Consider the following 22,822-nt stretch of genomic DNA (forward strand, 5'->3'; position numbering starts at 1 on the left):
CAGCCGGTGCTGCTCAGCCGCCGATCGGCGTCGTCCAGATCACCTGCATCCGCCAGATCATGACCGCGATCGACAGTGCGACCACGCCCATGATCACCGTGCTCCAACGGGAGCGCTCGAGCAGCGCCCAGACCGCTCCGCCGATCGGCAGCAGCACGGCGGAGACCAGATACACGCCGTACTCCAGCGGGTCGCCGAGAGCGGGATTCCCCGTGAACGGCAGCACGATGGCCAGGACGACCTGCACGATCAGCAGCAGCTCGATCAGGGCCAGCGACCCCACGGTCCAGTCACTCGGACGCTTGCCTGCGAAGCCCATGATCAGGCAGAACAGGCCCGCCGCGACCGCGACCACGATCTGGATGACGGTGAACCACAGGATCATGACGCCCCCTCCGGCATGTTCATGGCGCTCTTCAGGTCATCACCGCGACGCTCCACGATCCCGATCAGCACACCGTCGGGATCGATCGCCGCGGCGCGCGGACCCTCGAGCCTGGCACGCTGGGCGACAAGGCGCTTGCCGTGACGCAGATCGACCGCCTCCTTCGCGCTGACCGCGAGGACGGGAAGGATCCGGGCCGCCGCAGCGGCAGCGGTGAGCGGCCGCGCCTCTGCGAGAGTTTCCAGCGTCGAGGCATCGGCCACGTCGAACGGCCCGACACGCGTGCGGCGCAGCGCCGTGAGGTGGGCGCCGACGCCCAGGGCCGCCCCGAGATCGCGAGCGAGGGCACGGATGTAGGTTCCGGACGAGCAGTCCACGACGACGTCGAGGTCGCGCATGCCGTCGTCGGCGGGGCTGTCACCGAGCACGTCGAAGCGCGACACCACCACATCGCGGGCAGCGAGGACGACGTCCTCCCCCGCGCGCACGCGGTCGTACGCCCTGCGTCCGTCGACCTTGATCGCGGAGACGGCGCTCGGCACCTGCGAGATGGCGCCGGTGAGCGCGGCGATGCCGGCGGCGATCTCATCCGCAGCGATCGCGGAAACACGCTCGGGGTCGGCCGAGGCGGTGATCTCGCCGTCCGCGTCGTCCGTGCTCGTGCTCTGACCGAGGCGGATCGTGGCGTGGTAGGTCTTGTCGGCACCCACCACGAAGGTGAGCAGACGCGTGGCCGCTTCGACGCCGATGACGAGAAGCCCGGTGGCCATCGGATCGAGCGTACCGGCGTGCCCGACCTTGCGGGTGCCGAACACCCGGCGGGTGCGGGCGACGACGTCGTGACTCGTCATCCCGCCCGGCTTGTCGACGAGCAGGATGCCGCTGGTTGCCATGCTCCCAGCCTAGAGGCCGCGACAGTCCGGATCCGACCGGTCCGCCGGCGATGCGACGCGGTTCCGCGGGAGCGGTAGCGTGGTCTCCCGTGCCCGACTCCCCCGCCTCCGCGCCGATCGCGTCCGCGCTGATCGCCTGGTTCCGCGAGCACGCGCGGGACCTGCCCTGGAGACGGGCGGAGTACCTCGCCGCGTACGGAGCGTGGGGCGTGCTGGTGAGCGAGTTCATGCTGCAGCAGACACCGGTCAACCGGGTGATCCCGCATCTGGAGGCGTGGCTGGCACGTTGGCCCGATCCGATCTCGCTCGCTGCGGCGACTCCGGCCGAGGTGCTGCAGCAATGGGCGAACCTCGGATATCCCCGACGCGCGCTGTGGCTGCACCGGGCCGCGATCGCCGTCCGCGATGAGCATGGCGGGGTGACGCCGCGCGACGTCCCCGCACTGCTGGCGCTCCCCGGCATCGGCGACTACACGGCTCGCGCCGTGTCGGTGTTCGCGTTCGGCGACCGCCATCCCGTCGTGGACACCAACACGCGCCGGGTCATCGCCCGCGCCGTGCACGGGCGGGCCCAGCCGGATCCTCCTTCACGCCGCGATCTGGACGACATGCTCGCGCTGCTGCCCGACGAGGCGGAGGACGCCGCCGTCGTGAACGCCGCGACCATGGAGCTCGGTGCGACCGTGTGCACCGCCCGCAGCGCGGACTGCGCACGGTGCCCGCTCGCCGAGCTCTGCGCGTGGCGCGCCGCGGACTTCCCCGACGGCGAGGACCGGCGGCGACGGCAGGCGAAGTACGAGGGTTCGGACCGGCAGGCGCGCGGCGGCGTGCTCCGCGCGTTGCGGCACGCCGAGGGCCACCGTCTGCCCGCCGATGCCGTCCTCGCCGACTGGCCGGATCCGGTGCAGCGCGACCGTGCGATCGACTCGCTCGTCGCGGACGGGCTGCTCGAGGCCACCGATGGCGAGCTGATGCTGCCGCGCTGACCGGCCACGCACCGCCGCTGTCCGCGCGCCCCTCAGAGGTGCTGGTCGGTGCGGTGTGCGAGCACCGTCAGCTCGTGACGGGTGCGCACGTCGAGCTTCGCGAAGATCCGGCCGCCGTGCACCTCGACGGTCCGCACCGAGACGTGCAGCGCGAGCGCGATCTCGCGATTCGCGCGCCCCTCGGCCATGAGCAGAGCGACCTCGAGCTCACGGGCGGTGAGGACCGGCTCCCAGGCCGCGCGGCAGACCTCCAGCGATGACGGCACGGCACCCGTCTCTCCGGCGGCTTCCGCCGCGCGCTGCCGGCGCTCGGCCATCATCCGCAGTCGTCGATCGACCATGCCGCGCCATGCCCGCGCCCCGGACTCCTCGAACAGGCTCCGCGCGGCGCGCAGGTGCCGCACGCCTCGGCCGCGGTCGCCCCGTGCCGCGCACGTGGAGCCCAGCAGCGCCTCGACCCTTGCCCGTTCGAAAGGCGAACGGATCCCCCGGCTCTCCTCGGCGACCGCATCGAGGTCGGTACGCCAGGACGACTCGCGCGCGGCCCTGACGCGCTCGCGCAAGGTCCGTGCCGCCGTCGCCTCGGGAGGCTCCGGCGCCGTCGCCGCACCCAGCGGACCGATCTCGTCCAGCCCGGGCAGACCGAGGGGCTCGGAGGGTCTGCCGCGGTCCGTCCACAGGCCCATGTGCACGGCGGCCTCATCGCTGCGTCCCTGCAGATAGGCGTCGATGGCGCGGTCCACGAAGCCATCGGGCTCCTGCGGCCACGGAACGGATGCGGCGAGCTCCCGCGACAACGCTCCGATGCGGCCGTCCACGGCGAGATCCAGTCGCCGGGACAACGCCACGGCGAGACCGGCGAACGGCAGCGCCACGGGGAGCTCCGCCGCGGACGCCGCGAGAAGCTCATGGGCGGTGCCGATGCGTCCCGCCCAGACGTGCAGCAGCACTTCGGCGACAGCACGGCGGGCGCGCAGCAGCGGACCATGCTCCTGCAGACCGGTCACGGGAGCGTCGCCGCAGATCGCGACAGGCTCGGCCAGTGCGCGCACCCCGGCATCCGGGTCGCCGTCGAGGCCGGCGCACAGCGCGTGCGCCACGCGCTGGACGGCATCGCCGTCGTCGATCGCCCCCGCATCCGCGTGGCCCGCCAGCGCATCGCACCAGGCCAGCAGCGTCGCCCGCACCTCCGTGTCCTCACCGAGTCGTGCTGCGATGGCGAGCCACGCTGTGCTGCGTTCGCGGTCACCGCGCTCAGCGCCGAGGGACGCGCCCAGCACCGCGGCGAGCCGGTATCCCGGGCCGGACGCATCAGGCGGGACCAGCAGATCGGGCGCCGGCACCGCGCCCTGTCGCAGCGTGTGCGCGAGCACGAAGGCCGCCGTCGCCCCACCGCGATGTCCGCCATCGATGCGCAGCGCCTGCTCGATGCGTTCCACGGCGTCCGCTACCCAGCCTCCGGCCAGCGCCGCACGTCCGCTGCACAGCAACGCGCTCGCGTGCGCGGACGATCCCGGTCCGGCATGCTCCACGGCCTCTGCGGCGCAGGACCAGGCACGCCCGGCAGCTCCTTCGCGCAGCGCCGCGTACGCCAGCTCGATGAGCGGTTCGACCAGGCCGGGATCGGCCGCCACGGCGCCACGGGCGCGGTGCCACAACGCCGCGTGCTCATCCCCTGCCTCGGCGAGCACCACGGCCAGCCGTCGGTGTGCACGCAACCGATCCTGCGATGTCGCCGTCGCCAGCAGATGCGCACGCAGTGTCGGATCGGCGAAATGGAACCTCCCGCCGCGCAGCTCGGCGAGACCGGCGAGCTGCGACCGAGCAACGCCGTCCGGATCACACCCCACGATCGCGCCCAGCGCCTGCACCGATCCTGAGCCGCACAGCGCGAGCGCGAATGCGCGCTCCCGATCCGCGTCGCGCGGCAGCACGCGCTGAGCATGCGCCTCCAGCGCGGGGACTGCCGGAAGGGCGTCGGGCAGCACCCGCCATCCCCGGCGATGTTCAGGATCCAGCGCGGCCAGCATCTCAGCGGCCGCGACGGCGTCACCACCGCAGATGCGATCGATCGCGGAGCGCACGTGCGGCGCGACATCGCGGGTACCGCAGGCCAGACGGTCGGACTTATCCTCCGACGGCGCACCGGGCGCCCGGATCCTCGCCCGCTCTTCGGTCCTGCCTGTCGTCGCGCCGTTCATCGCTGCGCAGCCCCCCCGCCGCCATCGTGCGCCACTTCGCGCACGTGGGTTGGATGCTAACAAGAGACGAGCGCGGACCCCAACTTCTTAGACCCGGTGGAATAATCGCCCAACGCAGGAGACATGCGCGCAAGCAACGACGAGAGGCCCTGGGACACAGTGTCCCAGGGCCTCTCGCAGCGATGTCACGGTGCCATGGCACCGCCCTGAATCGATCAGTCCTCGTCGCCCTCGCGGGGCTTCACATACGGATCTTCCTCGCCCGCGAACGCGGCGGACGCGGCGATGCCGGCGACCTGCTCGTCACGTTCGCGCGCCTGCCGGAGCAGATCACTGATGTGGTCGGCGTTCTCGGGCAGCGCGTCGGGGATGAACTCGAGCGTGGGCACGAGCCGGATGCCGAGCTGACGTCCGACCTCCTTGCGCAGGAGCCCGGTCGCTGACGTGAGCGCCGCACCCGAGGCCACGCGCTCCTCCTCCGTGCCGAGCACGGTGTAGAACGCGGACGCGTGCTGCAGATCACCGGTGACGCGCACGTCGGTGATCGTCACGAAGCCGAGGCGCGGATCCCGCAGCCCCTTCTCCAGCCGCTCAGCGAGGATGACGCGGATCCGATCCGCGAGTCGTGCCTGTCGTTCTCCGGCCATGTCCTTACCCTCTCACTCTTTCGCCCGCGTGGAACGCAAGCGCGGAGCAGGAAGGCACCCTGTGACGACCGTCGGGGCGTCCGCGAAGCGGACCGGGGCCCCGTAAGGTCGGCACAGGATGCCATCCTGCGCAACCACGTGCTTAGCCGCGCGGCTTCTCCACCATCTCGGTCGTCTCGATCTCGTCGCCGACCTGGATGTCGTTGTACTTGCCCAGGCCGATACCCGCCTCGAAGTCCGTGCGGACCTCGGTGACGTCGTCCTTGAAGCGGCGCAGCGACTCGATGGCCAGGCCATCGGCGAGGACGATGCCGTCGCGGATGACGCGCGCCTTGGCGTTGCGCGTGATCGTTCCCGACCGCACGATGACACCGGCGATGTTGCCGAACTTCGAGGAGCGGAACACCTCGCGGATCTCGGCGACACCCGACTGGACCTCTTCGAACTCCGGCTTGAGCATGCCCTTGAGGGAGTTCTCGATCTCGTCGATCGCGTTGTAGATGACCGAGTAGAACCGCACGTCGACGCCCTCGCGGGACGCCGCCTCACGGGCCTTCGGGTCGGGGCGGACGTTGAAGCCCACGATGATCGCGTTGTCGATCGTCGCCAGGTTCACGTCCGACTCGGTGACCGCGCCGACACCGCGGTGGATGATGCGCAGCTGCACCGAGTCGTCGACCTCGATCTTGAGCAGCGACTCCTCCAGCGCCTCGACGGCACCGGACACGTCGCCCTTGATGATGAGGTTGAGCGTCTCGACCTTGCCCTCTTCGAGAGCACGGGTGAAGTCCTCGAGCGAGATGCGCTTGCGGGCCTTCGCCAGCTGCGCGTTGCGCTCGACGGCTTCACGCTTCTCGGCGATCTGACGGGCCATGCGGTCCTCGTCGGTCACGATGAAGACGTCACCGGCACGCGGGACCGAGTTCAGACCCTGCACCTGGACCGGGCGGGAGGGAGCTGCGGCCTCGACCGCGTCACCGTTCTCGTCGATCATGGCGCGGACGCGTCCGTATGCGGTGCCCGCGACGATCGCGTCACCGATCCGGAGGGTTCCGGACTGGATCAGCACCGTGGCGACCGAACCGCGGCCCTTGTCGAGCTTCGCCTCGATGGCGATGCCTCGCGCGGCCTTGTTCGGGTTCGCGGTGAGGTCCAGACCGGCGTCCGCGGTGAGCAGAACGGCGTCCAGGAGCTCCTGGATTCCGGTGTTGGCACGTGCGGAGACGTCCACGAAGATGACGTCGCCGCCGTACTCCTCTGCGACCAGGCCGTACTCGGTGAGCTGCTGACGGACCTTGGCCGGGTTGGCCTCGGGCTTGTCGACCTTGTTGACCGCGACCACGATCGGCACCCCGGCCGCCTGGGCGTGGTTGAGCGCTTCCACCGTCTGCGGCATGATGCCGTCGTCGGCCGCGACCACGAGGATCGCGATGTCGGTCACCTGCGCACCACGGGCACGCATGGCGGTGAACGCCTCGTGACCCGGAGTGTCGATGAAGGTGATCGCGCGCTCGATGCCCTCGTGCTCGGTCCACACCTGGTAGGCACCGATGTGCTGGGTGATGCCACCGGCCTCGCCCTCGATGACGTTGGTCTGCCGGATCGCGTCGAGCAGTCGGGTCTTACCGTGATCGACGTGACCCATGACGGTGACCACCGGGGGACGGATCTCGAGGTCCTCCTCGCTCTCCGCCTCCAGCTCGGCCTCGAGGTCGAGACCGAAGCCCTCGAGGAGCTCCTTGTCCTCGTCCTCGGGCGAGACCATCTGAATCGTGTAACCGAGCTCGGCGCCGAGCACCTCGAACGTCGCCTCGTCCAGCGACTCGGTGGCCGTGGCCATCTCGCCGAGGTTGAACAGGATCGTCACGAGCGTGCCGGGCTGCACGGTGTAGCCGCGCAATGCCTCGAGCTTGTCCGCGAAGTCGGCGATCGAAGCACCGCGACGCAGACGGATGATCTCGCCGTTGCCCTTCGAGACGTTGACGCCGCCGACGACCGGCGCCGACCGCATCTCGAATTCCTGCCGCTTCGCCCGCCGCGACTTGCGCTGCTTGCTCTTGCCGCCGCCCTTGCCGAACGCGCCGGCCGTACCGCCGCCGGGGCCGCGGCCGCGGCCGCCACCACCGCCGGGACGACCGGCGAAACCGCCGGCCGGGGCACCAGGAGCGCCACCAGGGCGCTGGAACCCACCGGCACCGGCACCACCGGGACGGCCGGGGCCGCCGGTGCGCTGCTGGAACGGAGCGCCGGGACGACCGGCACCGCCGGGACGACCGGGACCACCGGCACGGCCGCCGGGGCCGGGACGGGGTCCGCCGACGCGCGGCGAGCCGGGGCGCGGAGCCTGCGGACGCGGGATGTTGCCCGGCGTCGGGCGCTGGCCCATGCCCTGCGCGGAGGCGAACGGGTTGTTACCCGGACGCGGACCCGCGGGACGCGAGCCCATACCCTGCTGCGAGGCGAACGGGTTGTTGCCGGGGCGAGGTGCGCCGGGGCGCGGAGCGCCGGATCCGCCGGGCTTGTCCGCAGACGGCTTCTCCGCAGCGGTCTGGGCCGGAGAGGGCGCAGCCGGAGCCGCGGGAGCCTCGGCCGCCGGTGCCGGGGTCGGCTCTGCGGGCTTGGCCGGTCCCGGCTTCGGGCCGGGAGTCGGCGCCTTCGGGCCGGGCTTGGGCGCGCCGGAAGACGCTGCTGCGGGGGTGGCCGCAGCAGGCTTGGCGGCCGGGGCGGTCGCGGAAGCGGCGCCGGCCGGCTTGTCGGCCTCGATGGCAGCACGCAGCTTGCGCGCGACCGGGGGCTCGATCGTGGATGAGGGGGACTTCACGAACTCGCCGAGCTCCTTGAGCTTCGCGAGTGCAAACTTGCTGTCGACGCCGAGTTCGGCGGCGATCTCGTGCACGCGTGGTTTACCAGCCACAATTCTCCTGTCAGGGTCGGTCCGCCCTGGCAGGGCAGACCACTAGTCGCGGACGGGTCTCATTTCGAGCCGTTCACTTTGTTTCCATAGCCGTTCAGCCGTTTCTCGAGGGTCTGCATGTTCTCTGCTTCCGGGAATTCCATCGCAGTGGACACACGGAGTGCACGGGCGAAGGCGCGTCGCCGCAGGGCGGTGTCCACGCACTCCGGAGTCGGATGCACCCACGCACCCCGCCCCGGCAGCACGGCCTGCTCGTCGAAGACGAGCTCACCATTCCGGATTGCCACCCTGAGCAGGGCGGTGCGAGATGCACGAGCGCGGCAACCGACACACGTTCGTACAGGATCCATCTTACACCTCGGGCGCGGCAGGCGAACGCGGCCGCTCAGGCCCCGTCGAGGATCGAGTCCGGCTGGATGTCGATCTTGGCGCCGGTGAGCTTCGCGGCGAGGCGGGCGTTCTGCCCCTCCTTGCCGATCGCGAGCGACAGCTGGTAGTCGGGCACCAGGGCCCGCACGGCCTTCGTGCCGGCGTCGAGCACGAACGCGCTGGTGACCTTGGCGGGCGACAGCGCATGCGCGACGAACGTCGCGAGATCCTGGTGATAGTCGACGATGTCGATCTTCTCCCCCGCGAGCTCCTCGGTGACCGCGCGGACACGGCGGCCCATCTCGCCGATGCACGCGCCCTTGGCGTTGATGGCGGGGTCGTTCGCCTTCACCGCGATCTTGCTGCGGTGCCCGGCCTCACGGGCCAGCGCGACGATCTCGACGAGGCCCGCGGCGATCTCCGGCACTTCGAGTGCGAAGAGCTTGCGCACGAGACCCGGGTGCGTGCGGGACACGGTGATCGCGGGACCCTTCATCCCCTTGGCGACCGACGTCACGTAGACCCGGATGCGGGTTCCGTGCGTGTACTCCTCACCTGGGACCTGCTCCTCGGGCGGGAGGATCGCCTCGACGGATCCGAGGTCGACGTGGATCATGCGCGGGTTCGGGCCCTGCTGGATGACACCGGCGACGATGTCGCCCTCCTTGCCGCGGAACTCGCCGAGAACGGCGTCGTCGGCGATGTCGCGCAGGCGCTGGCCGATGACCTGCTTCGCGGCGAAGGCGGCGATGCGGCCGAAGTCATCGGGAGTGGAGTCCTCCTCGCCGATGACCGCACCCTCCTCATCGCGCACGGGGATCAGCACGGCGACGTGGCCGGTCTTGCGGTCGAGCTCGACGCGGGCGCCTTCGGTCAGCACGCCCTCCGCAGAGTCATGCTTGGCGTAGGCGGTCAGGACGGCCTGTTCGATGATCGCGATCAGCTCGTCGAAGGGGATCTCCTTCTCCCGCTCGATCGTGCGCAGCAACCCGAGATCGATATCCATGACGGCCTCCCTGTTCAGCTCTCGTCGGCGCGCACCCGCACGCACGACATCCGTACAACGATACCCTGGCGAGACCCGTCTCGGCGAAGGCTGGTGGCCTCCGGGTCCGAGATCTCACCGACGAAGACCCCCGAGGAGAACGCGTGCCCGAGTTCGACACGATCGTGATCGGCGCCGGCATGTCCGGTACGACCGCAGCGCGGCTGCTCACCGCGGCCGGTCAGCGCGTGGCCGTGCTGGAGGCGCGGGACCGGGTCGGCGGGCGCATGCACACGGACCGCGGCGCGGGCTTCTCCGTGGATCTCGGCGCGTCCTGGATCCATGGCATCGAGGATTCCCCGCTGTGGGAGCTCGTGCGGGCCCTGAACGTGCCGACCATCGAGTTCACCGTGGGCAGCTTCCAGGCCGGCGGCCGCCCCATCGCCGACTTCGACGGCGAGGCGCGGCGCCTGTCCGCCGCAGAGAGTGCGCAGTGGGTCACCGACGTCGCCGCGGCCGACCTCGCGGTGGAGCAGGAGATCTCCCGGTCCTCCCCCGGCGACACCTACCGCGAGGTGACGGAGCGCGCCTTGGACGCCCTGGAGCGGCACCGGGATGCGATGGATCCGGAGCGCGTCGACGAGATCCGCGAGTTCTTCCGGCACCGCGTCGAGGAGCAGTGCGGCGCCTGGATCGGCGACCTCGACGCGCACGGGCTCGACGAGGACGCGATCGACGGCGACGAGGTCGTCTTCCCGCGCGGTTATGACGAGTTGCCCGCCCGCATCGCCGCCGGGCTCGACGTCCGGCTCGAGCACGTGGTGCGGCGCATCGTGCGCAGCACGGAGGGAGTGCGGGTCGAGACCGATCGCGGCGTCTTCACGGCCGCACGGGCGGTCGTCACCGTGCCCCTCGGCGTGCTGAAGGCCGGCGCGATCGCGTTCGAGCCCGCGCTGCCGGCAGAGATCGCGGATCCGATCGCGCGGCTCGGGATGGGCGTGTTCAACAAGATCTTCCTGCAGTTCCCCGAGCGCTTCTGGGAGGAGGGGGTGTACGCGATCCGCGCTCTCGGCGAGCCCGGCGAGCACTGGCACTCCTGGTACGACGTGTCCGCGATCAGCGGCCGGCCCACGCTGCTGACCTTCGCCGCCGGGCCGTTCGGGAGGCATGTGCAGACGCTGACCGACGACGTGATCTCCGCCGATGCCATGGCGGCGCTGCGCCGGCTCTACGGCGAGGACATCCCCACGCCGGTCGCGCGCTGGATCACGCGCTGGGGACAGGATCCGTTCTCGCAGGGCTCCTACTCGCACCTCGCGACCGGATCCTCGCACGAGGACCACGACGCCCTCGCAGGCCCGGTCGACGGGATGCTGCACTTCGCCGGAGAGGCCACCTGGGGCGCAGAGCCGGCGACGGTCGGCGGCGCCTATGCCTCGGGGGTGCGCGCCGCAGAGCGCGTCCTCGGCCACGCCGTCGATCTCGACGCCTTCGCCGCGGGGATCCTGCGCTCCGAAGCCTGAGTCGCGGGCCGGGTCAACGGCGCGGCGCGGATCCGAATCGGTTGATCGCACCGATGATGCGGAACAGGCCGCCGACCGCGCGCTGGTCCAGGTGCATCGACAGCCGCGGCAGCTCGACCCGGTCCTTGTCGGCCAGTTCGGCCGGGTGCGGGCCGGATGCTTCGATGCGGCCGGATGAGAGCAGGGATCCGAACTGCTCGTTCAGCTGGGCGATCTCGTCGGAGGTCGCAGCGGCGCGCAGCCGCAGCACCAGCAGATCGCCCACCCACCGCAGCGAGTCGTAGTTGCGCCAGAACCCGGTGATGACGGCCGTCGCCTCCGACACCGAGTCCGTGATCTGGACGCGGTCGAAGTCGCCGGGAGAGATCACCCCGGTCGGTGCGAGGTCCTCCTGCACGAAGCGCTCCAGGCCGCGCCAGAACGTCCCGCCGGGCTCGTCCAGCAGCACGATCGGCATGGGTTCGGCCTTGCCGGTCTGCTGCAGGGTGAGCAGCTCGAACATCTCGTCCAGGGTGCCGAAGCCGCCGGGGAGGCAGATGAAGCCGCGGGACTCCTTCATCAGCATGAGCTTGCGCGTGAAGAAGTACTTCATCGCCACGACGTGCTCCTGCTCGCCGACGATCGTGTTCGCCTTCTCCTCGAACGGGAGTCGGATGGACACCCCGAGAGAGCGCTCGGGGCCCGCGCCCTCAGCAGCGGCCTGCATGATCCCCGGGCCCGCGCCCGTGACCACCATCCAGCCCTCCGCGGCGAGCGCGGCCGCCACGTCGCGCGCCTGCCGGTACAGCGGGTCGTCCTGGGCGGTGCGGGCGGATCCGAAAACCGTTACCTTCGGAACCCCGTGGAACGGCGCGAACAGCCGGAACGCATCACGCATCTCGCTGAGCGCGGCGGAGGCGATCTTCAGGTCGAGACGGTCCGCGCCGTCCTCGCCGAGCAGCACTGCGGTCTGCAGCATACGCAGGATGAGACGCCGGTCGGCGCGCACTCCGGCGCCGTCGAGCACCGTGTTGATCTCGGCCCGGAGGGTCGGAGGCAGGATCTCGTCGGTCATGCCTCCAGCGTGTCACGCCGCGATGAAGGGCGGGTGCCGCCGCGCGGAGCGGTCGTCGCCCCGTGGGCTCTTTCAGCCCAGCGCAGTCCAGGGCATCGGCCGCTCCGGCAGCCGCGCACTGTCGTCGGGGAAGTGCGGCAGCGCCTCGCCACCGGCGCGGATGCACAGCCAGCGCAGTTCGCCGGTGCTGTCCGGTCGCGCGCGCCAGGTGCGCGGCACACCCTGGCCGACGCGCACGACCGTGCCGGGCCCGACTTCCACGACATCGTCGCCGACACCCATCTGACCGTGCCCGGCGAGGAAGACGTAGAGCTCCTCGATCCGGGAGTGGGTGTGCCAGTAGCCCGCCTCCTCGCCGGGAATCAGGGCGTTGGCGGTCATGCCGATGTACTGCATGGTCAGCTCATGATCGACGACGCGTCGTCCGTCGCGGGAGCGAGACTCGTCGAACCCGCCGTGGAAGTCCCGCCATTCGTCCGGGCTGCCGATGCTCATCACCTCGTAGCCGCTCATGCACTCTCCTCCTCTGCGCTCTCGCGCGCTTCCTCACCATCACGCCATGTCCGGAGCCATCCTGATCCGTCGCGCGTGTACACGATGCGGGTATGCCGACGATCGGTCGAGCCCTGCCAGAACTCGATCCGGCTCGGCACGATCCGCCAGAGCACCCAGTCCCCCTCAGCCACACCGGCCCGCGCCGCGGCCGATCGCGCCGCGAGGTCGGCCGCGCTCTCGTCGGACGCGGCTTCGCGCACAGGGCCGCGCACCCTCACGGCGCGCAGCACCGGCTGCCACCAGAAGTTCAGGGCGGCCGCGGGGTTCGCCGCGAGCTGCTGCCCCTTGGCGGATGAGCGCGGTCCGGCGAACGCCCAGCCGCGCTCATCGACATCCTTGAGGATGAGCGTGCGCGCGTCCGGAACGCCATCGGCATCGACCGTCGCCAGGGTCGCCGCATGCGGTTCGGCGACTCCCGCCTCGGCCGCGGTGGTGATCCAGTTCAGAAAGAGGGCGAGCGGATCGTCCGGCACCGATCCGGGGTGCAGCGCCGGTGCGGATCCGGTGAGCGCGGGGCGTGCTCGCAGCCAGGCGGCAGGCGTGGTCTCCATGTCTCCATCCTGCAGGACGCGCGCCGGCGGCCGGCCCAGCGCGCCGCGAACCGGGCTGCCCCGCACGGATCTCACGACGAAGCCCCGCGCATCCTCGTCGGATGCACGGGGCTTCGCAAGGTGTCGTCGCTCAGCGCGCAGTGAGCGACTGCACTGCCTTCTCGATGGAGACGGTGTCACGTTCGCCGGTGCGGCGGTCCCACAGCTCGACCTGGCCGTCGGCGGCACCGCGGCCGACGACGAGCACACGCGGCACGCCGACCAGCTCGGCGTCGCCGAACTTCACACCGGGCGAGACCTTGGGGCGGTCGTCGTACAGCACGTCGAGCCCGGCTGCCTCGAGCTGCGCGGACACGTCAGCCGCGACATCGAAGGCGAGCTGATCGCGACCGGCCGCCACCACGTGAACGTCGAACGGCGCGACCGCGGCGGGCCAGATCAGTCCCTTCTCGTCGTTGTTGAGCTCGGCGATGATCGCGAGGATCCGGGTCACGCCGATGCCGTAGGAGCCCATCGTGACGGTCACCAGCTTGCCGTTCTCGTCGAGCACCTTCAGCCCGAGCGCCTCGGCGTACTTGCGGCCGAGTTGGAAGACGTGGCCGATCTCCATGCCGCGCGCGAGATGCACCGGGCCGGATCCGTCGGGCGCGGGGTCGCCCTCGCGCACGTTCGCGATCTCCACGACGCCGTCTGCGGCGAAGTCACGGCCGGCGATCACGGAGTGCGCGTGCTTCTGGTCGATGTTGGCGCCGGTGATCCAGCTCGTGCCCTCGACGATGCGGGGATCGAGGAGGTAACGGATCCCGGTCGCGGACTCCTCGCCGAGGATCGCCCCCGTGGGCGACCATGGGCCGATGTAGCCCTTGACGAGCAGCGGGTTGTTCTCGAAGTCGTCCGCCGTCGCGGCTTCGACTTCGGCGGGAGCGAAGGCGACCTCGGCTCGTTTCTCATCGACCTCGCGGTCGCCCGGGATCCCGACGACGACCAGTTCGCGGGTGCCGTCGAGGTGAGTGAGCGCGAGCACGACGTTCTTGAGCGTGTCGGCCGCGGTGAACTCCCCCTCGAGGTTCGCGTTCGCGTGCGCCACGAGCGTCTCGATCGTGGGCGTGTTCGGCGAGTCGAAGATCACGGGAGCGCCGTCGGCGTCGAACGGGACCGCGTCGGGGACGGCCGTCGTGTATGCCTCGACGTTGGCCGCGTAGCCGCCACCGGAACGCACGAAGGTGTCCTCGCCGACGGGGGTCGGGTGCAGGAACTCCTCGCTGCGGGAGCCGCCCATCGCCCCGGCATCGGCCTGCACGATGACGTATTCCAGCCCGAGGCGCTGGAAGATCCGCTCGTAGGCGTCACGCTGTGCCTGATAGCTGGCGTCGAGGCCGGCGTCACTGGCGTCGAAGGAGTACGCGTCCTTCATCGTGAACTCACGGCCGCGCAGGAGCCCGGCCCGGGGCCGTGCCTCGTCCCGGTACTTGTCCTGGATCTGGTAGATCGTCAGCGGCAGGTCCTTGTACGAGGAGTACAGGTCCTTCACGAGCAGAGTGAACGCCTCTTCGTGTGTGGGCGCGAGGAGGTAGTCGCCGCCCTTGCGATCGTTCAGGCGGAAGAGCAGGTCGCCGTATTCCTCCCAGCGCCCTGTCGCTTCGTATGCCTCGCGCGGCATGAGGGCGGGGAAATGCACCTCCTGAGCGCCCGCGGCAGCCATCTCCTCACGGACGACCTTCTCGATCCGCGCCTTGACGCGCAGACCCAGTGGGAGCCAGGCGAAGATGCCGGCGGCCTGCGGTCGGATGTATCCGGCGCGGATCAACAGCTTGTGGCTCGCAACCTCGGCGCCGGCCGGGTCTTCGCGGAGCGTACGGAGGAAGAAGTTCGAGAGACGAGTCACCACGGCACAAGTCTAGTGACGGCGATCGCCCCGCCTGTGCGGGTGCGCAGGCGGGGCGATCGATCGGACGGATCGGCTCAGGGGCCGACGCTCGTCAGTTCAGCGCGCGGGTGTTCGCCGGGATGATGCCCCCGGCGTAGATCTCGGCGGCGTTGTCCTGCAGCGCGGTGAGGGCGACCCGCTGCGGCAGCGGACCGAAGGAGATGCGGGCGGCGCCGAGCGCCTCGTACTCGGTCGAGGTGAGCGCGCCGGGCAGACCGATCACGCTGACCTTGCCGTGCCCGATCCCGTCGACGAGGGCGCGGGTGGTGTCGGCGTCGAGGATGCCCGGCACGAACACGCAGGTGGCTCCGGCGTCCAGGTAGGCGCGGCCGCGCTCGATCGCGTCGGCGAGCGACTCGGAGGCCGGGCGTCCGCCACCGCGGACGAAGGCGTCGGTGCGCGCGTTCAGCACGAACGGGACGCCCTCGGCCGAACCTGCGCGGATCATCGCCTCGACATTCGCCGCCGCCTCGGCGAGGGGGCGCAGCCGGTCCTCGACGTTGGCGCCGACCACGCCCGCGCCGATCGCGAGACGAACCGTCTCCCCCGCGTCGTCGTAGCCGTCGTCGAGATCAGCGGTCACGGGCAGCTCCACGGCGGCGGCGATGCGCCCGACCATGTCGAGCATGAGCTCGCGCGGGATCGCGCCGTCGGCGTAGCCGAAGGACGAGGCGATCGAATGGCCGGCCGTGGCGATGGCCGTGGTCTCCGGAAGGGCGGCGATCGCCTTTGCGGAGACGACGTCCCACACGTTGACGACGCGGAGGATCTCGGGGGCCGCGTAGAGCGCGGCGAGGGTGCGGGCCTTGTCGGCGGTGCTGGTCATGACACCACGCTAATGCCCGCCCTCGACAGGGGGCCCGGCTTAGGCTGAACCCATGCCTCAGCGCCGATCGCACGTCGCCCCGTCCGCCGCGCAGTCAGAGCTCGCCACCGCGCTCGCGGCCCTGCGCACCGAGATCGACGCGCCCACCGAGTTCTCGCCCGAGGCGCTCGCCGAGGCGGCGTCCGCCACGGCTCCGACGCCGGACCTGGACCTGCGCGACATCGCGTTCGCGACGCTGGACCCGGCCGGATCCATGGATCTCGACCAGGCCTTCCAGATCGAGCGGAGCGGATCCGGCTACACCGTGCGGTACGCGATCGCGGACGTCCCGTCGTTCGTGACGCCGGGTGGCGCGCTCGACGAGGCGGCTCGCGCCCGCGGCGAGACGCTGTATGCCGCGGACGGCACGATCCCACTGCATCCGCCGGTGCTCAGCGAGGACCGCGCCTCGCTGCTGCCGGATCAGGACCGTCCGGCTCTGGTCTGGACCTTCGCACTCGACGCTGCCGGATCCGTCACCGATACCCGTCTCGAGCGGGCGCTGATCCGGTCCCGCGCGAAGCTGGACTACGTCACGACCCAGGCCGACCTCGACGCCGGACGGGACACACCGGCTGCGCTCCTGCCCGAGGTCGGCCGGCTGCGCCTGGACCAGGAGGCGCAGCGCGGCGGCGCGAGCCTGAATCTGCCCGACGAAGAAGTGGTGCGCCGCGACGACGGCTCGTACGCGATCGACCGTCGCTCGCCACTGCCGATCGAGGATTGGAACGCGCAGCTGTCGCTCATGACGGGCATGGCGGCGGCGCAGCTGATGCTGCAGGCCAAAGTGGGGATCCTGCGCACCATGCCTCAGCCCGACGACGCCGCGTTCGAGACGTTCCGGCGGCAGACCGAGGCGCTCGGCGTGCCGTGGACCGGCGGACGGTACGGCGACTACCTGCGAGGACTCGGCAAGGACGACCCGCGCACCCTGCCGATCCTGGAGGCGGCGTCGGCGCTGTTCCGCGGTGCGGGGTACGTCGCGTTCGACGGCGAGGCGCCGGCGGAGACGACGCAGGCGGCGATCGCTGCGCCGTACGCCCATGCCACCGCACCGCTGCGGCGCCTCGTCGACCGCTGGTCGCTCACGATCTCGCTGGCCGTGAGCCGCGGCGAGGTGATCCCGGCATGGGTGCACGAGAGCCTGGCGCAGGTTCCGGACCTCATGCGCGCGTCCGCTCAGCGCTCGTCGACGCTGAACTCGCGCACCCTCGACCTCGTGGAGGCGGCTCTGCTGGCACCGCGCGTCGGCGAGACCTTCGATGCGGTCGTGATCCGCCGGGGCGGTACGCGTGGAACGGTGCAGATCACGGATCCGCCCGTGACCGCATCGCTGGGGCTGCCGGATTCGGCAGTGGCAGGGTCGACGATCCGGGTGAGGCTGGACTCGGTCGACGTCGCGAAGGGGCAGGTCTCCTTTGCCGTCGTCTGACGACTCTGCGGAGGCGCTCTCGGCGTGGCTGCGCACCCACGCGCATCGTCTGCGCACGCTCAACCCCGACGAGGAGGACGACGCGGACCTCGAGCCGCTTCTGGACATCGTGGGCGATGCCCGTGTCGTCGCGATCGGCGAGTCGATGCACCGCGTGCACGAGTTCTTCGCACTGCGCCATCGCCTGTTCCGATTCCTCCATCGTCGCGCCGGGTTCACGGCGCTGGTAGCGGAGAGCGGCCTGCCTGAAGGTCGGCACGTCGACGGATGGATCCGCACCGGCAGTGACGGCCTGCGCAACGCCCTGCGCGACGGGGTCTCGTACCGGTTCGGCGCGTGCCAGGAGATGCTCGATCAGCTCACCTGGATGCGCGAGCGCACCGCGACCGGACGATCGGCTCCGCGGTGGTACGGGATGGACTTGCCCGACTCCTCGGCGAGCGCACTGCCGGGCATCATGGCCGCGCTCGAGGTGCTCGACGAAGCGGATCCGCTCTACGCCGCACACGTGCGCGCCGCAGTGCTGCCCCGGTTCGCGTATCTTCCCGACGACCGCGCCGGCCTGGCACAGGCGGCGCCGTCGATCCAGGCGTATCTGACATTGCCCGACCCGGATCGCGCCGCGATCACGGTCGGCATCGCCGACCTCGCCGCACGGATCCGCGCCCGCCGACGCGAGGAAATCGCCGGGCTCGGCGGCGACGCGGACGCCGAGGCGCGCGTGGACTTCGCGATCCGTGCGGCGGAGGCCGCCCGCGCAGCCGACGCATTCCTGCAGGCGATGACCGCCGGCCCTACCCGGACCTGGCCTGCCGCGAACATCCGTGACGAATGGATGGCCGACACCGTCGAGTGGATCCTGCAGCGCGAGCCCCGCATCCTCGTCGCCGCGGCCAACGGGCACGTGCAGCGCACCCCGTTCTCCGCTCCCCCGTTCGTACTGGAGGAGATGACGACCTTGGGCGGGCATCTCGCCGATCGGCTCGGCGACGACCTCGTGGTGATCGGCACCGCGTTCGGCGGCGGCGAGCAATGGCTGCACCGGCCGGACCCCGCGGATCCGCCCGGACACTCCCGTCCGTTCATCGCCCCGCTCGCACCACTCGAGGAGTCCAGCCTGGACGCGGTGCTGGCACGCTCGGGCATCGGTGACGCCGTGGTGGACCTGCGCACGCTCCCCCCGGGCCCCGCCTCCGCGCTCGACGCGACCACCGGCTGGCACAACGGCGACGTGATCCAGCCCGGCCATGCACGGGACGCGTTCGATGCCGTGGCATTCGTCCGGACGGTGTCGCCGTGGCGGACCTGGATCGACGATCGGGGGTTGGAGCGGCGCTAAGCCTGTACGGGGCCCGCCGACGTCGTCATCACCAGCAGCTGCGGATCGGAAAGATCCAGCGTCACCGTGATCGACACGAACTCCGCGAGGGACGAGGCATGCGTGCCTCCGCACAGGATCGACGCGGTGCCCTCGGGCAGCTCGCACACCCAGCGGCGGCGATCGACGATGGTCTCGCCCTCGACCTCGACCCGGCTCGGTGCCCCGGACGCGACCCACGCGGCGAGCTGCGCGTTGATGCGCTCCTCGCGCTCCCCCAGCGAGGCGGCGAAGCCCTCGGTGTCGAAGCCGGCCTTGCGCAGGCTCTTGCCGAGGCGGTACTCATCGACCGCGCCGTCCTCATGGATGAAACTGGTCTGATTCGCGCGCCCCTCGAAGTCGGGGTTCCCCAGCGCGTCGGATCCGGCGTCCTTGCGCCACAGGTCGGCGACCGCGAGGTCCAGGGCCAGCGAAGCGAGGTGACAGGCGGTGTGCCCGCGGCTCAGCCCCGCGCGGTACGCCGCATCGACGGTGGCCTCGGCCGCAGCCCCGGCGGCGAGCGCCGACGGAACCACCTCGATGCGGTGCCCGACGAGCCAGGTCCAGCCCTCCGCGCCGCGCTTGACCGGGATGTCCGCTCCGACCGCGACCTCGCCCTCGTCGCTCACCGCCGCCATGACCGCCTCGGTCACCGCGACCTCGACGTCGTCCACGCGTAGCGAACCCCGGTCCCCCGGCTGGTCCGGCCAGGTGTGGTCGACCGGGTGGAACGGGGTGCGGTCCAGGACGACGACGGCGCCGTCGTCCGCCGGATGCACACCCACGACACGCGCGGACTCGACGAGGGACCCCGAAGGGAAGGTGACGATCGTGGCGCTGGTCACGAGGTGACGACCTGCGCGGTGCCGAGCGGCGCGCCCGGGCCCATCTCCTCGGCGATGCGGTTCGCCTCCTCGATGAGCGTGGCCACGATGTCCTCCTCGGGCACGGTCTTGATGACCTCGCCCTTGACGAAGATCTGTCCCTTGCCGTTGCCGGAGGCGACGCCGAGGTCGGCCTCGCGGGCCTCGCCCGGGCCGTTCACGACGCAGCCCATGACGGCCACGCGCAGCGGCACGGTCATGTCCTTGAGACCCTCGGTCACGTTCTCGGCGAGCGTGTAGACGTCGACCTGGGCGCGCCCGCAGGACGGGCAGGACACGATCTCGAGCTTGCGCTCGCGCAGGTTCAGGGACTGCAGGATCTGGTGCCCGACCTTGACCTCTTCGGCGGGGGGCGCCGACAGGGACACGCGGATCGTGTCGCCGATGCCCTCGCCGAGCAGGATCCCGAACGCGGTCGCCGACTTGATGGTGCCCTGGAACGCGGGGCCCGCCTCGGTGACGCCGAGGTGCAGCGGCCAGTCGCCCATCGCGGCGAGAAGGCGGTAGGCCTTCACCATCACGACCGGGTCGTTGTGCTTGACGGAGATCTTGAAGTCGTGGAAGTCGTGCTCCTCGAACAGCGACGCCTCCCAGCGCGCGCTCTCGGCGAGCGCCTCCGGAGTGGCCTTGCCGTACTTCTCGAGCAGGCGCGGGTCGAGAGAGCCGGCGTTCACGCCGATGCGCAGCGACACGCCCGCGGCCTTCGCCGCTGCGGCGATGGCGCCGACCTGGTCGTCGAACTTGCGGATGTTGCCCGGGTTCACACGCACCGCCGCGCAGCCGGCGTCGATCGCCTGGAACACGTACTTCGGCTGGAAGTGGATGTCGGCGATGACCGGGATCTGGCTCTTCTTCGCGATGATGTGCAGCACATCCGCGTCGTCCTGCGACGGCACGGCGACGCGCACGATCTCGCAGCCGGAGGCCGTGAGCTCGGCGATCTGCTGCAGCGTCCCGTTGATATCGGTGGTCTTGGTGGTCGTCATCGACTGCACGCTGACAGGAGCACCGCCACCGACGAGCACCTTGCCCACCTTGATCTGGCGGCTCTTGCGTCGCGGGGCGAGGACGTCGGGGATCTTGGGCATCCCCAGGTTCACGGCTGGCACGTCTCCCAGGTTACCCGTGCGCGGCTGGACGGGATCCGCGCGCGAGCTGAGCGCGCGCCGCGAACGTCATGACGTGCTGCCCCGCTGCACCGTTGTGGTAGTTTCGGCGCATGTCCGCGAACCGCTCTTGGTGGCCCGCCTCTTAGGCGGAGAGTTCGCGACCCACGATCCAGACCGCCTTCCGGGGCGGTCTTGTCGTTTCTGCCGCGTCGGATCCCTCTCTCAGGAGCACCTTCATGACCACCGCCGACCGGATCCACGCTCTCGACTCGTCGTTCGTCCTGCTTGCCCGCGAGGGCTCGGACAGCGTCGAGCTGCTCACCGGCGAGATCGTCGATGTGACCAACCTCGCCGACATCCCCCTCGGCTCCGGTGACGAACGCCGGGAGGTGTTCTCACTCGTCCCCTATCGCCAGGTGCGCGAGCGTGGCTTCGAGGCGCAGGACGACGGCGCCCCGCTGCGCTGCCTGATCGTGGACGAGCACCAGTACCTGCCGGCCGACGAGGTGCGGGCGGCGCTGCCCGCCGATCCGATCCCGCTGCACGACGGTGGCTTCGACCTCAGCGACGAGGAGTATGCGGCCATCGTCGAGCGCGTGATCGCCGACGAGATCGGCCGCGGTGAGGGCGCCAACTTCGTGATCCGCCGCGACTACACGGCCCGCATCGACACGGCGATCCCCGACGCGGAGCGCACGGCGGCGCTCACCTGGTTCCGGGCGCTGCTCGAGCACGAGCGCGGCGCATACTGGACGTTCGCGGTCGTCACCCCGGGCGTGGTCGCCGTCGGCGCGAGCCCGGAGGCGCACGTCGTCGCGCAGGGCGGCGTTGTGACGATGAATCCGATCTCCGGCACGTTCCGCCATCCTGCCGGCGGCTCGACGACGGCCGCGCTCGGCGAATTCCTCTCCTCCACGAAGGAGACGGAGGAGCTTTTCATGGTGGTCGATGAGGAGCTCAAGATGATGAGCGCCGTCTGCTCCGACGGCGGCCGGATCACCGGTCCGCACCTCAAGCAGATGTCGCGCCTCACCCACACCGAGTACATGCTGCGCGGCAGCAGCCGACTGGACCCGCGCGACATCCTGCGCGAGACGATGTTCGCGCCGACCGTGACCGGATCCCCGATGCAGAACGCGTGCACGGTGATCCGCCGGCACGAGCGCAAGCCCCGCGGCTACTACTCGGGCGTGGCAGCGCTCTTCACCCCGAACGATGCCGGCGGACACGACCTGGACGCGCCGATCCTCATCCGCACCGTCTATCTGAAGGACGGCGAGGTGAGCGTCCCGGTCGGCGCCACGCTCGTGCGCCACTCCGACCCCGCCGGCGAGGTCGGCGAGACCCACGGCAAGGCCGCCGGCGTGCTGGGCGCGATCGGCGCCGTGTCGCGGGACACCGCCGCCGAGGCGCGCGAGGACGCCGACGCCCCCGGATCCGGCTCGACCCCGGCCGAGGATCCCGGGATCCAGGCGCTGCTCGCCTCCCGCAACGCCCGCCTCGCGGAGTTCTGGATCAACCCGCAGGATGGCGGCACCGGGGCGACGGCCACCGCGCCCTTCGCCGGCCGCACGGCCGTGGTGGTCGACGCCGAGGACCGGTTCACGACGATGCTCGCGCACCAGCTGCGCCACCTCGGACTCGACGTGCGGATCCAGCCGTGGGCCGACGCCGACGACGCGGAGATCGACGCCGCGGATCTGCTCATCGCGGGCCCGGGCCCGGGCGATCCGCGAGACGACTCCTCGACCCGCATCGCCCGGATGCGTGCGCTCGTCGCACGGCGCCGCGAGAACGGACGCCCGCTGCTCGCCGTGTGCCTCAGCCACCAGATCCTCGCGGACTCCCTCGGGATCGCGCTCGCACCGCTCGCCAGCCCGCACCAGGGGCTGCAGAAGTCGGTGCCGGTGTTCGGCCAGGACGCCTCGATCGGCTTCTACAACACGTTCACGGCACGCGTGGCGCCGGGCACGACGGCAGCCGGCGTGGCCGAGGTGTCGGCGGATCCGATCTCCGGCGATGTGTACGCGCTGCGCGGGCCGGGGTTCGCGTCGGTGCAGGGCCACCTGGAGTCGATCCTGTCCCGGGACGGGATGACGACGCTGCAGCGCCTCGTCGGGCACGCGCTCGACGGGCGCTGAGCCCGGCCTCCCCTTGGCGCACGAGGAGGCGCCGCCGATCCCGA

19 protein-coding genes are annotated in these 22,822 nt (G+C 71.1%); 5 read left to right on the forward strand and 14 right to left on the reverse strand.

Going from position 1 to position 22,822, the window contains the following annotated elements; all coding sequences use genetic code 11:
- Nucleotides 1-13: 13 nt before the first annotated feature.
- Nucleotides 14-385 carry a hypothetical protein gene (locus ACTJI8_RS04375; protein ID WP_440732169.1) on the reverse strand — a complete coding sequence of 124 codons (372 nt, stop codon included), beginning with the start codon at nucleotides 383-385 and terminating at the stop codon, nucleotides 14-16.
- Nucleotides 382-1,278 (reverse strand): tRNA pseudouridine(55) synthase TruB, encoded by an 897-nt coding sequence (truB, locus tag ACTJI8_RS04380; protein WP_440732170.1) that lies wholly within the window; start codon nucleotides 1,276-1,278, stop codon nucleotides 382-384. The genes ACTJI8_RS04375 and truB overlap by 4 nt, the downstream gene beginning before the upstream one ends.
- Before the next feature lie 89 nt (nucleotides 1,279-1,367).
- On the opposite strand from truB, the gene ACTJI8_RS04385 reads away from it, so the two are divergent.
- Nucleotides 1,368-2,264: an A/G-specific adenine glycosylase gene (locus ACTJI8_RS04385; protein WP_440732171.1), complete on the forward strand. Its 897-nt coding sequence runs from the start codon at nucleotides 1,368-1,370 to the stop codon at nucleotides 2,262-2,264.
- 32 nt (nucleotides 2,265-2,296) lie between these two features.
- Here the strand turns inward: ACTJI8_RS04385 and ACTJI8_RS04390 are convergent, their stop codons facing one another.
- From ACTJI8_RS04390 to nusA, 5 genes are all read right to left on the reverse strand, one after another.
- On the reverse strand, nucleotides 2,297-4,348 hold the full coding sequence (locus ACTJI8_RS04390; protein WP_440732172.1) for a LuxR C-terminal-related transcriptional regulator: 2,052 nt from the start codon (nucleotides 4,346-4,348) through the stop codon (nucleotides 2,297-2,299).
- 332 nt (nucleotides 4,349-4,680) lie between these two features.
- Complete coding sequence (gene rbfA / locus ACTJI8_RS04395; RefSeq protein WP_440732173.1) at nucleotides 4,681-5,112, reverse strand: 30S ribosome-binding factor RbfA; 432 nt, start codon at nucleotides 5,110-5,112, stop codon at nucleotides 4,681-4,683.
- 142 nt (nucleotides 5,113-5,254) lie between these two features.
- Nucleotides 5,255-8,026, reverse strand: a complete 2,772-nt coding sequence (gene infB, locus ACTJI8_RS04400) for a translation initiation factor IF-2 (protein WP_440732174.1) — start codon at nucleotides 8,024-8,026, stop codon at nucleotides 5,255-5,257.
- A gap of 59 nt (nucleotides 8,027-8,085) precedes the next feature.
- On the reverse strand, nucleotides 8,086-8,376 hold the full coding sequence (locus ACTJI8_RS04405; protein WP_440732175.1) for a YlxR family protein: 291 nt from the start codon (nucleotides 8,374-8,376) through the stop codon (nucleotides 8,086-8,088).
- 35 nt (nucleotides 8,377-8,411) lie between these two features.
- Nucleotides 8,412-9,401, reverse strand: coding sequence for a transcription termination factor NusA (gene nusA / locus ACTJI8_RS04410; RefSeq protein ID WP_440732176.1), 990 nt, complete (start codon nucleotides 9,399-9,401; stop codon nucleotides 8,412-8,414).
- 143 nt (nucleotides 9,402-9,544) lie between these two features.
- On the opposite strand from nusA, the gene ACTJI8_RS04415 reads away from it, so the two are divergent.
- The gene (locus ACTJI8_RS04415; protein ID WP_440732177.1) at nucleotides 9,545-10,903 is read left to right on the forward strand and encodes a flavin monoamine oxidase family protein; all 1,359 of its coding nucleotides are present in this window, start codon (nucleotides 9,545-9,547) and stop codon (nucleotides 10,901-10,903) included.
- A gap of 13 nt (nucleotides 10,904-10,916) precedes the next feature.
- Here ACTJI8_RS04415 and ACTJI8_RS04420 read toward each other — a convergent pair whose 3' ends face one another.
- The 5 genes from ACTJI8_RS04420 to ACTJI8_RS04440 all read right to left on the reverse strand — a co-directional run bounded on the left by ACTJI8_RS04420 (nucleotide 10,917) and on the right by ACTJI8_RS04440 (nucleotide 15,816).
- A complete protein-coding gene (locus tag ACTJI8_RS04420; RefSeq protein ID WP_440732178.1) occupies nucleotides 10,917-11,957 on the reverse strand; it encodes a TIGR00730 family Rossman fold protein in 1,041 nt (346 codons plus the stop codon).
- A gap of 72 nt (nucleotides 11,958-12,029) precedes the next feature.
- Nucleotides 12,030-12,470, reverse strand: a complete 441-nt coding sequence (locus ACTJI8_RS04425) for a cupin domain-containing protein (RefSeq protein WP_440732179.1) — start codon at nucleotides 12,468-12,470, stop codon at nucleotides 12,030-12,032.
- Nucleotides 12,467-13,063, reverse strand: a complete 597-nt coding sequence (locus ACTJI8_RS04430) for a pyridoxamine 5'-phosphate oxidase family protein (protein ID WP_440732180.1) — start codon at nucleotides 13,061-13,063, stop codon at nucleotides 12,467-12,469. Before ACTJI8_RS04430 ends, ACTJI8_RS04425 begins: the two co-directional genes overlap by 4 nt.
- A 130-nt stretch (nucleotides 13,064-13,193) precedes the next feature.
- Nucleotides 13,194-14,951 carry a proline--tRNA ligase gene (locus ACTJI8_RS04435; RefSeq protein WP_440732181.1) on the reverse strand — a complete coding sequence of 586 codons (1,758 nt, stop codon included), beginning with the start codon at nucleotides 14,949-14,951 and terminating at the stop codon, nucleotides 13,194-13,196.
- A 91-nt stretch (nucleotides 14,952-15,042) separates the two neighbouring features.
- Nucleotides 15,043-15,816, reverse strand: a complete 774-nt coding sequence (locus ACTJI8_RS04440) for an isocitrate lyase/PEP mutase family protein (RefSeq protein ID WP_440732182.1) — start codon at nucleotides 15,814-15,816, stop codon at nucleotides 15,043-15,045.
- Nucleotides 15,817-15,868: 52 nt separating this feature from the next.
- Here ACTJI8_RS04440 and ACTJI8_RS04445 point away from each other — a divergent pair, with 52 nt between their 5' ends.
- Both ACTJI8_RS04445 and ACTJI8_RS04450 read left to right on the forward strand, forming a co-directional pair.
- Entirely contained in the window at nucleotides 15,869-17,287 is a 1,419-nt protein-coding gene (locus ACTJI8_RS04445) for an RNB domain-containing ribonuclease (RefSeq protein ID WP_440732183.1), read from the forward strand.
- On the forward strand, nucleotides 17,274-18,626 hold the full coding sequence (locus ACTJI8_RS04450) for an erythromycin esterase family protein (protein WP_440732184.1): 1,353 nt from the start codon (nucleotides 17,274-17,276) through the stop codon (nucleotides 18,624-18,626). The genes ACTJI8_RS04445 and ACTJI8_RS04450 overlap by 14 nt, the downstream gene beginning before the upstream one ends.
- Here the strand turns inward: ACTJI8_RS04450 and ACTJI8_RS04455 are convergent.
- The gene (locus ACTJI8_RS04455; protein WP_440732185.1) at nucleotides 18,623-19,489 is read right to left on the reverse strand and encodes a hypothetical protein; all 867 of its coding nucleotides are present in this window, start codon (nucleotides 19,487-19,489) and stop codon (nucleotides 18,623-18,625) included. The genes ACTJI8_RS04450 and ACTJI8_RS04455 overlap by 4 nt on opposite strands.
- A complete protein-coding gene (gene ispG, locus ACTJI8_RS04460; RefSeq protein WP_440732186.1) occupies nucleotides 19,486-20,637 on the reverse strand; it encodes a flavodoxin-dependent (E)-4-hydroxy-3-methylbut-2-enyl-diphosphate synthase in 1,152 nt (383 codons plus the stop codon). The genes ACTJI8_RS04455 and ispG overlap by 4 nt, the downstream gene beginning before the upstream one ends.
- Before the next feature lie 236 nt (nucleotides 20,638-20,873).
- Here ispG and ACTJI8_RS04465 point away from each other — a divergent pair, with 236 nt between their 5' ends.
- Nucleotides 20,874-22,778: an anthranilate synthase family protein gene (locus tag ACTJI8_RS04465; protein ID WP_440732187.1), complete on the forward strand. Its 1,905-nt coding sequence runs from the start codon at nucleotides 20,874-20,876 to the stop codon at nucleotides 22,776-22,778.
- The last annotated feature ends 44 nt before the right edge of the window (nucleotides 22,779-22,822 follow it).

This window comes from Microbacterium sp. 22303 (genome assembly GCF_052045265.1).
Taxonomy (GTDB): domain Bacteria; phylum Actinomycetota; class Actinomycetes; order Actinomycetales; family Microbacteriaceae; genus Microbacterium.